The organism is Kitasatospora sp. NPDC054795, assembly GCF_053611565.1.
Genome location: NZ_JBSHAP010000058.1, coordinates 1 through 13,596 on the forward strand (window position 1 = coordinate 1; position 13,596 = coordinate 13,596).

Annotated in this window: 13 protein-coding genes; 8 read left to right on the top strand and 5 right to left on the bottom strand. The window is 72.2% G+C overall.

Translation table 11 applies throughout. The features are described from left to right. Window positions 1-230 precede the first annotated feature (230 nt). Window positions 231-1,808, top strand: coding sequence for a glycosyltransferase family 87 protein (locus ACWGJO_RS21375; protein ID WP_380541294.1), 1,578 nt, complete (start codon window positions 231-233; stop codon window positions 1,806-1,808). 1 nt (window position 1,809) lies between these two features. Here ACWGJO_RS21375 and ACWGJO_RS21380 read toward each other — a convergent pair whose 3' ends face one another. The 3 genes from ACWGJO_RS21380 to ACWGJO_RS21390 all read right to left on the bottom strand — a co-directional run bounded on the left by ACWGJO_RS21380 (window position 1,810) and on the right by ACWGJO_RS21390 (window position 4,491). Beyond that, window positions 1,810-2,844, bottom strand: coding sequence for an alanine racemase (locus ACWGJO_RS21380; protein ID WP_359909474.1), 1,035 nt, complete (start codon window positions 2,842-2,844; stop codon window positions 1,810-1,812). 13 nt (window positions 2,845-2,857) lie between these two features. Then, window positions 2,858-3,976 carry a lipid II:glycine glycyltransferase FemX gene (locus ACWGJO_RS21385; protein WP_359909471.1) on the bottom strand — a complete coding sequence of 373 codons (1,119 nt, stop codon included), beginning with the start codon at window positions 3,974-3,976 and terminating at the stop codon, window positions 2,858-2,860. 215 nt (window positions 3,977-4,191) lie between these two features. After that, complete coding sequence (locus tag ACWGJO_RS21390) at window positions 4,192-4,491, bottom strand: hypothetical protein (protein ID WP_359909468.1); 300 nt, start codon at window positions 4,489-4,491, stop codon at window positions 4,192-4,194. Between the two features lie 322 nt (window positions 4,492-4,813). Here ACWGJO_RS21390 and rpsF point away from each other — a divergent pair, with 322 nt between their 5' ends. The 4 genes from rpsF to rplI all read left to right on the top strand — a co-directional run bounded on the left by rpsF (window position 4,814) and on the right by rplI (window position 6,589). Further along, entirely contained in the window at window positions 4,814-5,104 is a 291-nt protein-coding gene (gene rpsF, locus ACWGJO_RS21395; protein WP_452185900.1) for a 30S ribosomal protein S6, read from the top strand. Window positions 5,105-5,200: 96 nt separating this feature from the next. Continuing rightward, window positions 5,201-5,809, top strand: a complete 609-nt coding sequence (locus tag ACWGJO_RS21400) for a single-stranded DNA-binding protein (RefSeq protein ID WP_359909464.1) — start codon at window positions 5,201-5,203, stop codon at window positions 5,807-5,809. Between the two features lie 79 nt (window positions 5,810-5,888). Beyond that, window positions 5,889-6,125 carry a 30S ribosomal protein S18 gene (gene rpsR, locus ACWGJO_RS21405; protein ID WP_030059640.1) on the top strand — a complete coding sequence of 79 codons (237 nt, stop codon included), beginning with the start codon at window positions 5,889-5,891 and terminating at the stop codon, window positions 6,123-6,125. 17 nt (window positions 6,126-6,142) lie between these two features. Beyond that, window positions 6,143-6,589, top strand: a complete 447-nt coding sequence (gene rplI / locus ACWGJO_RS21410) for a 50S ribosomal protein L9 (RefSeq protein WP_452185902.1) — start codon at window positions 6,143-6,145, stop codon at window positions 6,587-6,589. A gap of 97 nt (window positions 6,590-6,686) precedes the next feature. Here the strand turns inward: rplI and ACWGJO_RS21415 are convergent, their stop codons facing one another. Next, entirely contained in the window at window positions 6,687-8,033 is a 1,347-nt protein-coding gene (locus tag ACWGJO_RS21415; RefSeq protein ID WP_452185904.1) for an MATE family efflux transporter, read from the bottom strand. A gap of 577 nt (window positions 8,034-8,610) precedes the next feature. On the opposite strand from ACWGJO_RS21415, the gene dnaB reads away from it, so the two are divergent. Beyond that, window positions 8,611-10,086: a replicative DNA helicase gene (dnaB, locus tag ACWGJO_RS21420; protein ID WP_452185955.1), complete on the top strand. Its 1,476-nt coding sequence runs from the start codon at window positions 8,611-8,613 to the stop codon at window positions 10,084-10,086. A gap of 23 nt (window positions 10,087-10,109) precedes the next feature. Here dnaB and manA read toward each other — a convergent pair whose 3' ends face one another. Beyond that, window positions 10,110-11,315, bottom strand: a complete 1,206-nt coding sequence (manA, locus tag ACWGJO_RS21425; RefSeq protein ID WP_452185906.1) for a mannose-6-phosphate isomerase, class I — start codon at window positions 11,313-11,315, stop codon at window positions 10,110-10,112. Between the two features lie 335 nt (window positions 11,316-11,650). Here manA and ACWGJO_RS21430 point away from each other — a divergent pair, with 335 nt between their 5' ends. Beyond that, entirely contained in the window at window positions 11,651-12,412 is a 762-nt protein-coding gene (locus ACWGJO_RS21430; protein WP_452185908.1) for a polyprenol monophosphomannose synthase, read from the top strand. Between the two features lie 200 nt (window positions 12,413-12,612). Further along, a complete protein-coding gene (locus ACWGJO_RS21435) occupies window positions 12,613-13,590 on the top strand; it encodes an MBL fold metallo-hydrolase (RefSeq protein WP_452185910.1) in 978 nt (325 codons plus the stop codon). Window positions 13,591-13,596 lie beyond the last annotated feature (6 nt).

The following is a 13,596-nucleotide window of genomic DNA, read 5'->3' on the forward strand; positions in this document are numbered from 1 at the left end:
GGGGGGCGGCCTGCTGGGCGCGGCAGCGGGGCAGTAGCCCGGTCCGGGCTCGACCCCGACGGGGGGTGGCGGTCCTCCTGGGAGGGCCCCCACCGCCGTTTTCGTCCGGATCACCGCGGTGTCCGGCCCGCCCGTCGCGCCGTGACCGGCGGCTCGCCCGCCGGGCGGGGGCGCGGACCGTTGCGGGGGCCTCCTCGTCCCGACGGGATCGGTGCGGCAGGATGTCCGGCATGACGTCGAGCGATCGTGACGAAACCGCCGGCCCGGTCGGGTCCGGCGCCGCCGCAGGGCCCCTCCCGGCAGCCGTCGCCACGGCCGCGCCACCGGTCAACACCGTGGTCGTCCCGGCCGACGAGGACCCGGTGGCGGCGGCCGGCAGCGAGGTGTTCGGCGGGCCGCCGGGCCGCCGTGCGCTGCTCGGCGTCTCCTGGTGGATCCCGGCGCGCTTCCTGGCGCTCGCGGTGATCGTGGTGTCGGTGCTCGGCATGGTGCAGAAGCTGCCCTGCTACGAGCAGGCCTGGTTCCAGCCGGGCTCGCCGCAGTACATCCACGCCTGCTACAGCGACATCCCGCACCTGTTCTCCGGACGCGGCTTCGCGGCCGGGCTGCACCCGTACGTGGACCGCATCCCGGGCTCCTCGGGGGATCTCCAGTACCTGGAGTACCCGGTGCTGACCGGCCTGTTCATGCAGGTCGCGGCCTGGCTGACGCCCGGCGGCGGCGACCAGCAGAGCCAGGAGCAGTGGTTCTGGGCGATCAACGCCGGGCTGCTGATGGCCTGCGCCGTGGTCGCCGCGGTGGCGCTCTCGCGCACCCACCGGCGCCGCCCGTGGGACGCGCTGCTGTTCGCGCTCGCCCCGGTCCTGCTGCTCAACGGCACCGTCAACTGGGACCTGCTCGCGGTCGCCCTGGCCGCCGTGGCGATGGCCTGGTGGGCCGGTGCCCGGCCGGGCTGGGCCGGTGTCTTCATCGGTCTGGCCACCGCGGCAAAGCTCTATCCGCTGCTGCTGATCGGCCCGCTGCTGGTGCTCTGCTGGCGGGCCGGCAAGTGGCGCGAGTTCCGGGTGATGCTGGGCGGCGCGGTCGGCGCCTGGCTGGTGGTCAACCTGCCGATCATGCTGGCCAACTGGCGGGGCTGGTCGACCTTCTACGTGTTCAGCAAGCACCGCGGCGAGGACTACGGCTCGTTCTGGCTGATCCTGATGCAGCGCCGCGGCGCCGGGCTGGCCGACCTCGACGTCTACATCGGCGTGCTGATGGTGCTGGGCTGCCTGGCCATAGCGTGGCTCGGCTTCTCGGCCGCGCGCCGGCCGCGCTTCGCCCAGCTGGCCTTCCTGGTGGTCGCGCTCTTCGTGCTGGTCAACAAGGTGTACTCGCCGCAGTACGCGCTCTGGCTGCTGCCGCTCGCGGTGCTGGCCCGGCCGCGCTGGCGGGACTTCCTGATCTGGCAGGCCTGCGAGGTGCTCTACACCCTGGGCATCTGGTCCCACCTGGGCCTGGTCACCGGCTCCAAGCAGCACGGGATCAGCGAGGGCTGGTACCACTTCGCGATCGGACTGCACCTGCTGGGCACGCTCTACCTGGTCGCCCTGGTGGTCCGCGACGTCCTCCACCCGGACCACGACCCGGTCCGCTGGGACGGCAGCGACGACCCCTCCGGCGGGGTGCTGGACCACGCCCCGGACGTGTCCGTGCTGGGCACCGCCCGTCGGCTGCGCGAGGAGGAGAGCTACGCCGCGTACGCGCCGGCCGGCCCCGGGCAGTGGCTCGACGAGCCCGAACTGCCGGAGCCGGCCGAGAAGCCGTAGCTCAGCGGTCCACCACGCGGTCGAAGTGCGTGGTGGTGTGCCGGACCTGGAGACCGAGCTCCTCGCCGATCGCGGGGGGCGTGGTCTCCCCGTCCAGGAACAGCAGCGAGACCTGCATGTGCGGCGGCTCGGCGAACCACAGCTGCTTGCCGGCCCAGTGGAACGGCGACTTGGTCTTGTTGACCGTCGCCAGGCCGGCCCGGGCGATGCCCTTGGCCCGCGCCCCCATGCTCTGGACGTACTTGGGCGCCTCCAGGCCGATGCCGTGCGCGGTGCCGCCGGCGACCACCAGGATGTGGCCGTCGGAGGGCGCCGGGTGCTGGCGGTAGCCGTAGCGGTCGCCCTTCCGCAGCTGGGTGACGTCCAGGACGGTGGCCCGGACCTCCAGCGCGGCGTGGTCGCCCAGCCAGAGCCGGGTGCCGATCCGGGCCCGGAAGACCGTCTGCGGGTAGCGCTGGGCCAGCTGGTCCAGGCCGGCCGCGCCGAGGTGGCTGACGAACACGGTGTGCACCGGGATGCCGGCCGCCCGGGCGGTGTCCACCCAGTACGCGACCTCCTCGACGGGGCTGGAGCCGTCCGGCCGGTCCATCGGCAGGTGCAGCGCCAGGCCCTCGAAGCTCACGCCCTCCAGCTCGGCGGCGACGGTGCGCAGGTCGTCCGCGCTCACGCCGTGCCGGCGCATGGTGGTCATGCACTCCAGCACCACCCGGGCGCCGTGCAGCGCGCGCAGCGCGTCCACGCTGGCCACCGTCCGGATCACCCGGGCGTGCGGCAGCGGCAGCGCCTCCTCGCCGACCCGGTACGGGGTGAGCACCAGCAGCTCGCCGCCGTACCACTCGGCGGCGTCGGCCGCCTCGTACGCGGTACCGACGGCGAGCACCCCGGTGCCCAGCAGCGTCGCCTCCTCGGCCAGCCGGTGGTTGCCCAGGCCGTAGCCGTTCCCCTTGGCGACCGGCACCAGGCCGGGGAACTCGGCGAGGACGGAGCGCTGGTGGGTGCGCCAGCGTTCGGTGTCGAGGTAGAGCGACAGCGTCATCGGGGCAGCCTCCTCAGCGGCGGGACATGTAGAGGTCGAGGGCCTTGTGCAGCAGCTTGTTGAGCGGGAAGTCCCACTCGCCGAGGTACTCGGCCGCCTGGCCGCCGGTGCCGACCTTGAACTGGATCAGACCGAACAGGTGGTCGTCCTCGTCCAGGGTGTCACTGATGCCGCGCAGGTCGTACACCCCGCCGCCGAGGGCGTAGGAGTCGCGCATCATCCGCCACTGGATGGCGTTGGACGGCTTGACCTCGCGCTTGTGGTTGGCCGAGGCGCCGTAGGAGTACCAGACGTGCTCGCCGACCACGAGCATCGTGGTGGCGGCCAGCGGCTCGCCCTGGTGGTAGGCGATGTAGAGCCGCATGCGGTTCGGGTCCTCGGCCACGAGGGCCTTCCACATCCGCTGGAAGTAGGCCAGCGGGCGCGGGGTGAACTTGTCGCGCTCGGCGGTGACCAGGTAGAGCTGGTGGAAGATCGGCAGGTCGTCGTAGCCGCCCTGGACGACCTCGACGCCGCTCTTCTCGGCCTTCTTGATGTTGCGGCGCCAGAGCTGGTTGAAGTTCTTGTGGATGTCGTCCAGCGAGCGGTTGGCCAGCGGCACCTGGAAGACGTAGCGGGGCTGGACGTCGCCGAAGCCCGCGCCGCCGTCCTCGCCCTGGAGCCAGCCGGCCTTGCGCAGCCGGTCGGCCACCTCGAAGGCGCGGGCCTCGTACCAGTCGGCCTCGACGTCGCGCAGCCGCTTGGCCTGCTTGGCGGCGATGGCCTCCTTGATGGTGGGGGCGTTCCAGCGGCGGATGACGATCGGCGGGCCCATCTTCACCGAGAACGCGCCCTGCGACTTGAGGTGCGCCAGCATCGGGGAGAGCCAGCGGTCGAGGTCGCGGTCGAACCAGTCGATGACCGGGCCCTCGGGCAGGTAGGCGAGGTAGCGCTTGAGCTTGGGCAGCTGGCGGTACAGGACCAGGCCGGCGCCGACGAGCTGGTTGGCCTCGTCGAACCAGCCGATCGACTCGGACCGCCACTCGGCCTTCACGTCACCCCACGACGGCACCTGCATGTGGCTGGCCGAGGCGCGGCTCCTGATGAAGGCGAGGTGCTCCTCGCGGGTGATCGTCCTCAGGCGCAGGCTCATTGCTCGGTGCTCCTCGTCGGTCGGGCTGCGGTGGCCCCAGTTCTCGGGCTGACCCTATCGTCCGGGGCTCGGGCACCCGTCGTGGTGGGCACGACGGCGCCCCCGCCGGGTACCTGTCTCCTCTGCAGATACGCGACGGGGGCGGCGAGGGTTCCGGGCGGGCCCTGTGGGCTCGGTCCCAGTGGGGGTGGCGCGGGGCGGGCGCGGGGGAGGGGTCAGCCCCAGAGACCGCCCCGGGCGATGCCGAGGTAGAAGCCGAGCGCGGCGGCGCCGAGCGAGACCATCAGGACGAAGCGCTCGGCGGTGGTGACCGAGACGAACATGCCCCACAGGCCCGTGACGATGCCGAACAGGCCGGTCCACGAGGTCAGCAGGTGCAGGTTGTGGAAGAACGAGGTGGTGAACGCGATCACGCCCAGCAGGGCGGTGACGCCCACCAGGGTGTTCTCGCGGGGGTGCGGGTGGCCGTCGGTGTTCAGCGTGAGGGCGGGCATGCGGTGGACGGACTGGGCCATGGGTCCCACCTCCTGGCGTGGAGACGAACGGGCAGGAATCCCGTTCCGTCCAGATTGCGGTGCTTGGGTCGCTCTCACAACCCCTATGCGTTTTGTTCGGCCGTCCGGGTGCAGGTAGGCTGTGCCGTCTGCACTGGTGTAGTTGTGCCCCCTTTGCGTCCGCTTCCGGGCGACGACCACTTTCGGGTGGAGCAGGGGGTCGACTGTCCGACCCGGCCGCTACGGTGGGCCGGAGTCGTCACTGCTCCGGTGCCGACGCTACGCACAACCCTCCTGCCACGGAGAGACCGTGGCCGCTGAGTCCAAAGGAGGTGGGTTACTCATGCGTCACTACGAGCTGATGGTCATCCTCGACCCCTCGGTCGAGGAGCGCGCTGTCTCCCCCCTGATCGAGAACTTCCTCGCCGTCGTCCGCAACGCGGGTGGCAAGGTGGAGAAGGTCGACACCTGGGGTCGCCGCCGTCTGGCTTACGAGATCAACAAGCAGTCCGAGGGCATCTACTCGGTCATCGACCTCAAGGCCACGCCTGAGGTCGTCAAGGAGCTCGACCGCCAGCTGGGCCTGAGCGAGTCGGTTCTGCGGACCAAGGTCCTGCGCCCGGACACCCACTGAGCCACCTCTGAGGCCTTCGGGTCTCGGGTAGCTCGCGTCCGCTGTTTCACGTGAAACAGCGGCGAACGGACATCTTCCCGAGAGGTCATCACCACCATGGCAGGCGAGACCGTCATCACCCTCGTCGGCAATCTCGTCGACGACCCCGAGCTGCGCTTCACCCCGTCGGGTGCGGCGGTCGCGAAGTTCCGCATCGCGTCCACCCCCCGCACCTTCGACCGTCAGACGAACGAGTGGAAGGACGGCGAGAGCCTCTTCCTCACGTGCAACGTCTGGCGGCAGCCGGCGGAGAACGTGGCCGAGTCGCTGCAGCGCGGCATGCGCGTCATCGTGCAGGGCCGACTGCGCCAGCGGTCTTACGAGACCAAGGAAGGCGAGAAGCGGACGGTCTTCGAGGTCGAGGTCGACGAGGTCGGTCCGAGCCTGCGCTCGGCGACCGCCAAGGTCACCCGGGCCAACCGGTCCGGCGGCCCCGGTGGCGGCTTCGGCGGCCAGCAGGGCGGCGGCCAGCAGGGCGGCGGTAACTGGGGCGGCGGCGGTGGCGGCCAGCAGGGCGGCGGCAACTGGGGTGGAAACTCCGGTGGCGGCCAGTCCGGTCCCTCCGACGACCCCTGGGCCTCCAGCGCCCCGTCCGGTGGAAACCAGGGCGGCGGCTGGGGTGCCCCGTCCGGTGGTAGCGGTTTCTCGGAAGAGCCCCCGTTCTAAGAGCTGACAGATTTCGTGCGGCCCGGCGGCCGGCGTCCCCGGACGCCCGCCGGGCCGTGAACCCCAAATGGAGCACACAATGGCGAAGCCGCCTGCTCGCAAGCCGAAGAAGAAGGTTTGCGTCTTCTGCAAGGACAAGGTCAACTACGTTGACTACAAGGACACGAACCTGCTGCGGAAGTACATCTCCGACCGCGGCAAGATCCGTGCCCGTCGGGTGACCGGCAACTGCACCCAGCACCAGCGCGACGTCGCCACGGCCGTGAAGAACAGCCGTGAGATGGCGCTGCTGCCCTACACCAGCACCGCGCGCTAAGAGAGGGTGACCAAGTAATGAAGATCATCCTCACGCACGAGGTGCCGGGTCTCGGCTCCGCCGGCGAGGTCGTCGAGGTCAAGGACGGCTACGCCCGCAACTACCTGGTCCCGCGTGGCTTCGCCATCCGCTGGACCAAGGGTGGTCAGAAGGACGTCGACGCCATCCGTCGCGCCCGGAAGATCCACGCCATCCAGACCCTCGAGGCCGCCAACGAGGTCAAGGGCAAGCTCGAGGGCGTCCAGGTCAAGCTGGCCGTCCGCTCGGGCGAGGCCGGCCGCCTGTTCGGCTCGGTGACCCAGTCCGACGTCGTCGAGGCCATCAAGGCCGCCGGCGGCCCGGCCGTGGACAAGCGCGCCGTCGCGATCGCCTCGCCGATCAAGACCGTGGGTTCCCACAAGGTCTCGGTCAAGCTGCACTCGGACGTCGTGGCCAACCTCGACGTCGCCGTCGTGGCTGCCTGAGCTCCGTAGCCAAGGCCCGAGGGCCGGACTCCTCCGGGAGTCCGGCCCTCGGTCATGTCCGGACGGGACCCCCGCGGGAGTCCCGTCCGGAGGCGTTTCAGCCGCGCACCGCCCCGGTGACCAGCCACTTGCCGCCGCGGGCGCGCCAGGCCAGGAAGCCGGCCCGCAGCAGCATGAACAGGTTCATCGCCCACCAGAGCCCGGCCAGTCCGGTGCCGGTGGCCGGGACCGCCAGGGCCACCGGGACGAATACCGCCAGGGTCGCGAGCCCCGCCCACGCCAGGTACGGCCCGTCCCCGGCGCCCATCAGCACGCCGTCCAGCACGAATACCAGGCCGGCCACCGGCTGGGTGAGCGCGAGCAGCAGCAGGGCCGTGTCCAGCTGGGCCCGGACGGCCGGATCGGGCGTGAACAGCGGGACGTACAGCGGGCGGGCGAGGACCACCAGCAGGCCGAGCACCAGCCCGGAGACGATGCCCCACTCGACCATCCGGCGGGTGGCGGCCCGGGCGCCGGGGACGTCCGAGGCGCCGAGGTAGCGGCCGATGATGGCCTGGCCGGCGATCGCGATGGCGTCCAGCGCGAAGGCCAGGAAGTTGAACAGCGCCATGGTGATCTGGTGGGCGGCCACCTGGTCGTCGCCGAGCCTGGCGGCCACCGCGGTGGCGGTCATCAGCACCGCGCGCAGGCTGATCGTCCGGACCAGCAGCGGGCCGCCGGCCCTGGCGCCGGCCCGGATGCCTGCCGTGTCCGGCCGCAGCGAAGCCCCCTCCCGGCGGGCGCCGCGGACCACCACGACCAGGTAGGCGGCGGCCATTCCGGTCTGGGCGAGTACGGTGCCCCAGGCCGACCCGGCCACCCCGAGTCCGGCGCCGTACACCAGGCCGACGTTCAGGCCGATGTTGGCGGCGAAGCCGGCGACGGCCACCACCAGCGGTGTGCGGGTGTCCTGGAGTCCGCGCAGCACACCGGTGGCGGCCAGCACCATGAGCATCGCCGGGATGCCCAGGGAGCTGATCCGCAGGTACGTCACCGCGTGCGGCGCGGCGGTCGCCGAGGCGCCCAGCACGTCGGCCGCCCAGGGGGCCAGCAGCAGGGTGAGGAGCACCACCGGGACGGCCAGGGCCAGGGCGAGCCAGATGCCGTCGATGCCCTGCTGCACGGCGCCCCGGCGGTCTCCGGCGCCGATCCGGCGGGCGACCGCCGCGGTGGTGGCGTAGGCGAGGAAGACGAACACGCCGGTCGCGGTGGAGAGCGCGGCGGAGGCGACGCCCACCCCGGCCAGCTGGGGGGTGCCGAGGTGGCCGACGATCGCCGAGTCGGCCATCAGGAAGAGCGGTTCGGCGACGAGCGCGCCGAAGGCCGGGACGGCCAGGGCGAGGATCTCCCGGTCGTGCCGGCGTCGCGAGGGGGCCGGGGCCGGGGTCGTGGGCGAGGCGGTCATGGGCTCCAGGCTACTCATCCACAGGTAATGGATGTAAGTGCTATGTGACCATTACTCGAAATCTTGAGCGGCGCGGTTCGCCCGCTCTGTGCCCACAGCCGTTCGGAGGTGTGTGAAGAATTTCTCATGCACAGGCCCGGAACGAGGTAATCCCAGGTCAACAGGTTGACGGTGGATCGATGGTCCGGTTGTCCACAGGAACGTCCACAGGGGTGTCCACAGCTTTGCGGCAGTTCTCCACAGGAGAGGGCCGGTCATCCACACCCCCTGTGGATAACCGCCTTGGCGCAACGGCGTCCGGCGCCTTAGCGTGGGCCCTCCGCCCGACACTCCCGCCGCACCGGCGTCCGATTTGTCGGAGCCGTGGCGTACAAAGAGGAGCGGATCCGCTCCATCCAGCCACCGGCAAGCCCGCTCCAACTTCGCACCACTCGCTGATCGGGGAACACGCGTGACCGGCCCCCAGTACGACGACCACGACGCCCCGCCGCCGGAGGAGGACTGGCAGACCGCCGAGGACCCCTTCCCGGCCGGCGCCTTCGACGACGCGCCCTTCCCGGACGGCCCGGGAGACCGGCTGCCGGTCTCGCGCGGCCGCGGCGAGGGACGTCAGGGCGGTGGCCGCGACGGCTTCCAGAAGGGCGGCTTCCAGAAGGGTGGCAAGGGCGGCCGGTCGGAAGGCGGCCGACAGCGCCAGGACGAGGGCGACGGCGACGGCGGGGCGGACGGCTTCGAGCGCGTCCCGCCGCAGGACCTGGCCGCCGAGCAGTCCGTCCTGGGCGGCATGCTGCTCTCCAAGGACGCCATCGCCGACGTGGTCGAGGTGCTCAAGCCGGCCGACTACTACCGGCCCGCGCACGAGATGGTGCACGGCGCGATCCTCGACCTCTACGCCCGCGGCGAGCCGGCCGACCCGATCACCGTGGCCGGCGAGCTGACCAAGCGCGGCGAGCTCCAGCGGGTCGGCGGCGCCTCGTACCTGCACACCCTGGTCAACTCCGTCCCGACCGCGGCCAACGCCGAGTACTACGCCCAGATCGTCCACGAGCGCGCGGTGCTGCGCCGGCTGGTCGAGGCGGGCACCCGGATCGCCGGCATGGGCTACGCGGCCGAGGGCGACGTGGACGAGATCGTCAACGCCGCCCAGGCGGAGATCTACGCCGTCACCGAGCAGCGCACCAGCGAGGACTACGCGCCGCTCGCCGACATCATGGAGGGCGCCCTCGACGAGATCGAGGCGATCGGCTCCCGGCAGGGCCAGATGTCCGGCGTGCCGACCGGCTTCGCCGACTTCGACGCGCTGACCAACGGCCTCCACCCCGGCCAGATGATCGTCATCGCGGCCCGCCCCGCCATGGGCAAGTCCACCCTCGCGCTGGACTTCGCGCGGGCCTGCTCGATCCAGCACAAGCTGCCGAGCGTCATCTTCTCGCTCGAAATGGGCCGCAACGAGATCGCCATGCGCCTGCTCTCCGCCGAGGCGCGGGTGGCGCTGCACCACATGCGCTCCGGGAACATGACGGACGACGACTGGACGCGGGTGGCCCGCCGGATGCCCGACGTCAGCGAGGCGCCGCTGTTCATCGACGACTCGCCGAACCTGTCGATGATGGAGATCCGGGCCAAGTGCCGTCGGCTGAAGCAGCGCAACGACATCAAGCTGGTCGTCATCGACTACCTCCAGCTGATGCAGTCCGGCGGCTCCCGGCGGGCCGAGAACCGTCAGCAGGAGGTCTCGGACATGTCCCGTAACCTCAAGCTGCTGGCCAAGGAGCTGGAAGTCCCGGTCATCGCGCTGTCCCAGCTGAACCGTGGTCCCGAGCAGCGCACCGACAAGCGGCCGATGGTCTCCGACCTCCGCGAGTCCGGCTCGATCGAGCAGGACGCCGACATGGTCATCCTGCTGCACCGCGAGGACGCCTACGAGAAGGAGTCCCCCCGCGCGGGCGAGGCCGACCTGATCGTCGCCAAGCACCGAAACGGTCCGACCGCGACCATCACGGTGGCCTTCCAGGGCCACTACTCGCGCTTCGTCGACATGACCCGGGACTGAGCCCGGAGCGCGTGGGGGGCCGGTCAGACGGTGACGGTGGCGCGGAACAGCGTGCTGCCGGTGCCGCTCAGGCGGGTCGGGGCGCCGGTGGCGGGGAGGAAGGCGCACTGGCCGCGGGCCAGGTCCAGGACGGTGCCGTCGGCGGCGGTCAGGCGGGTGGCGCCCTCGGTGCAGAGCAGGATCTGCGGGGTGCGGCCGTCGATCCCGCGCTCCGTGCCGTCCAGGACGAAGCGGGAGAGCCGGAACTCGTCGATCGGGACGGGGTAGAGCTCCTCGCCCGGGGTGCCCGCGACCGGGGACGGTTCCAGCACCTCGGGGGCGCCGGCCTCGAAGACCACGACCTCCAGCAGCTCCGGCACGTCGATGTGCTTCGGGGTGAGACCGGCCCGCAGCACGTTGTCGGAGTTGGCCTGGAGCTCCACGCAGACGCCGGACAGGTAGGCGTGCGGCACGCCGGCGCCCAGGTAGAGCGCCTGGCCGGCCCGCAGCCGGACGTGGTTGAGCAGCATGCCGGCGATCACGCCGCGGTCGTCCGGGAAGTCCTCGGCGATCCGGGCGTACGGGGCGTACTCCCCGTCGGGGTCGGTCAGCGCCAGCACCTCGACGGTCCGCCGGACGGTCTCCCCGTCCAGCGAGAGGGCGGCGGTCAGGGCGCCGCGCAGCGCCTCGGACTCTCCCCCGGCCTTCGGCCGGGAGGTGCCCCCACCGGCGGCCAGCCGCTCGATCACGGGGGCGAGCCCGGGCACCGCGAGTCCGGTCAGCAGCCGGGCCGCCCCGGCCGGTCGGCGGAAGCCGCACAGGCCCTCGAAATCGCCCAGCGCGCAGACCATCTCGGGCTTGTGGTTGGCGTCCCGGTAGTTGCGCTCGGGGGCGTCCAGGGGGATCCCGAGGGCGTTCTCGGCGGCGAAACCGGCCCGGGCCTGGTCGAGGGTGGGGTGGGCCTGGATGGACAGCGGGATGCCCGCGGCCAGGACCTTGAAGAGGAACGGCAGGGCCGGGCCGAACCTGGCGACGCTCGCGGCGCCCAGTTCGCCCTCGGGGTCGGCGGCGATCAGCTCGTCCAGCCGGCGCGGGCCCTCGCCGCGGTCGGCGCGCGACGGTGCCCCGGGGTGGGCGCCCATCCACAACTCGGCCTGCGGTTCACCGGTCGGCCGCTGCCCGAGCAGCTCGGGCAGGGCGGTGAGCGACCCCCAGGCGTACGGGCGGACGGTGTTGACGAGCCTGTCCATGCGCGCGGTCCTACTCCTTCGCTGTCTGGGCGGCCCCGGGTGTCCCGAGTCCGGATCGCCGGGATGGTCCCGGCGGTGCGGGCGGTCCGGGCACGGGCAAGGGAAACGACCCTAGCCGACCGGTGTCACCCAACGGGAAACGGCGGGCATCGGGTGGGAGTGCCACGGTCGGGCGGGTGGTTCCCGGCGCGGTAGTAGGATGCCAGGACGCAGTAGCCTCCGCCCTGCGCGCAGTTCGCCACCGGGACCTCCCCGGCGGGTTGCCGGCGGAGCCGCGTTCCAGAGTGCGGGCGCCGGTGTTCCGAGACCCCCGCCATCGGCCGAGAGGTTTGTACGTGACCGTGAACCAGCAGAGTTTTGCTGATCTCGGCAAGGTCCTGGTGATCATCCCGACCTACAACGAGGCGGAGAACGTCGAGCGGATCGTCGGCCGGGTCCGTGCCGCCGTGCCCGAGGCGCACGTGCTGGTCGCCGACGACAACAGCCCCGACGGCACCGGCGAACTGGCCGACAAGCTGGCCGTCGAGGACGAGCACGTCCACGTCATGCACCGCAAGGGCAAGGAGGGCCTGGGCGCCGCCTACCTCGCGGGCTTCCGCTGGGGCATCGACAACGGCTACGACGTCCTGGTCGAGATGGACGCGGACGGCTCGCACCAGCCCGAGGAGCTCGACCGGCTGCTGGGCGCGCTGCGTGGCGCCGACCTGGTGCTGGGCTCGCGCTGGGTGCCGGGCGGCCGGGTGGTGAACTGGCCGAAGTCGCGGCTGCTGCTCTCGCGCGGCGGCTCGACCTACTCGCGGCTGATGCTGGGCGTGCCGATCCGGGACGTCACCGGCGGCTACCGGGCGTTCCGCAAGGAGACCCTGCTGGGCCTGGGCATGGACGAGGTCGCCTCGGCCGGGTACTGCTTCCAGGTCGACCTGGCCTGGCGCACGGTGAAGGCCGGGTTCAAGGTCGCCGAGGTGCCGATCACCTTCGTCGAGCGCGAGCTCGGCGCGTCCAAGATGAGCCGCAGCATCGTGGTCGAGGCACTGTGGCGGGTGACCACCTGGGGCGTCACCGACCGGCTGTCCCGGCTGCGCGGCGCCCGGCGCTGACCGACCGAACAGCCCTCCCGTGGCCGAAGGGCCCGTCCGCCGGAACCGGTGGCCGGGCCCTTCCGCACGTGCCGCCCGGAGCGCGGTGTGACGTGGAGCGGAGGCGCGCCCCGCCGGGCGCGCCTTCCGCGCATTCGGCCGCCGGTGCTTCCATGCTGTAGGGCGCAGGACATCCGACCGCCGACCAGAGGGAGCAGCCCGTGACGACGTCCCCGTCCGAGGAGAGCGCCGGCGCGGAGCGTGCCCAGGCCGGGCCGGCCGCGGGCGCCGAGCCGCCGGAGGCCGGACAGCCGGCCCGGCCGCTGGAGGTCGCCGTCTTCACCGGCCCCGAGTCGGCCTTCTTCGCCACCTCCACGCTGATCCTCGGCGAGCGGACCGCGATCCTGGTGGACGCCCAGCTGACCCGCAGCGCCGGGCGCGAGCTGGCCGAGTGGGTCGCCGGCAAGGGCAGACGGCTGCTCGCCGTGGTGGTCACCCACCAGCACCCGGACCACTACTTCGGCGCCGAGGAGGTGCTGCGGCTCTTCCCCGACGCGCAGCTGCTGGCCGCCCCGGCCGTGGTCGAGGGCATCCGGCGCACCGTCGCCGCGAAGGTCGCGCAGTGGAAGCCGGTGTACGGCGACGACATCCCGGACCACCCGCTGATCCCCGCCCCGCTGCTGCCGCAGCCGCTGATGCTGGACCGCCAGGTGATCCCCGTGCTGCTGCTCGGCCAGGCCGACTGCGGGGACTCCACGGTCGTCCACGTGCCGAGCGTCCGCACCGTGATCGCTGGGGACTTCGTCCACAACGGCACCCACGTCTGGACCGCCGACACCACCCCGGCCCAGCGCACCGTCTGGGGGCACAACCTCGGCCGGATCGCCGACCTCGGCGCGGACCGGGTGATCGCCGGCCACCGCGCCCCGGGCCAGGGCGACGACGCCGCCCGGGTGCTGGCCTTCACCGGCGAGTACCTCCAGGACTTCGACCGGCTGCTGGCCGAGCACCCGGACGACCCGGAGGCGCTGGTCACGGCGATGAACGAGCGGTACGGGGAGCTGACCCTGCCGTCCATCCTGGAGCTGGGCGCGGCGGCCAACACCGCCCGCGCGGCCGGGGCCGCGCCCGGCGCGGAGGCGCAAGACGCGCAGGAGGCGCAGGAGCGGCCGGAGGACGACGGGACCGCGGCGCGATAGGGCGGA

Coding starts and splice junctions, on each gene's coding strand:
- ACWGJO_RS21375 (WP_380541294.1), top strand. CDS start 231: ATGACGTCGAGCGATCGTGACGAAACCGCCGGCCCGGTCGGGTCCGGC.
- ACWGJO_RS21380 (WP_359909474.1), bottom strand. CDS start 2,844: ATGACGCTGTCGCTCTACCTCGACACCGAACGCTGGCGCACCCACCAG.
- ACWGJO_RS21385 (WP_359909471.1), bottom strand. CDS start 3,976: ATGAGCCTGCGCCTGAGGACGATCACCCGCGAGGAGCACCTCGCCTTC.
- ACWGJO_RS21390 (WP_359909468.1), bottom strand. CDS start 4,491: ATGGCCCAGTCCGTCCACCGCATGCCCGCCCTCACGCTGAACACCGAC.
- rpsF (WP_452185900.1), top strand. CDS start 4,814: ATGCGTCACTACGAGCTGATGGTCATCCTCGACCCCTCGGTCGAGGAG.
- ACWGJO_RS21400 (WP_359909464.1), top strand. CDS start 5,201: ATGGCAGGCGAGACCGTCATCACCCTCGTCGGCAATCTCGTCGACGAC.
- rpsR (WP_030059640.1), top strand. CDS start 5,889: ATGGCGAAGCCGCCTGCTCGCAAGCCGAAGAAGAAGGTTTGCGTCTTC.
- rplI (WP_452185902.1), top strand. CDS start 6,143: ATGAAGATCATCCTCACGCACGAGGTGCCGGGTCTCGGCTCCGCCGGC.
- ACWGJO_RS21415 (WP_452185904.1), bottom strand. CDS start 8,033: ATGACCGCCTCGCCCACGACCCCGGCCCCGGCCCCCTCGCGACGCCGG.
- manA (WP_452185906.1), bottom strand. CDS start 11,315: ATGGACAGGCTCGTCAACACCGTCCGCCCGTACGCCTGGGGGTCGCTC.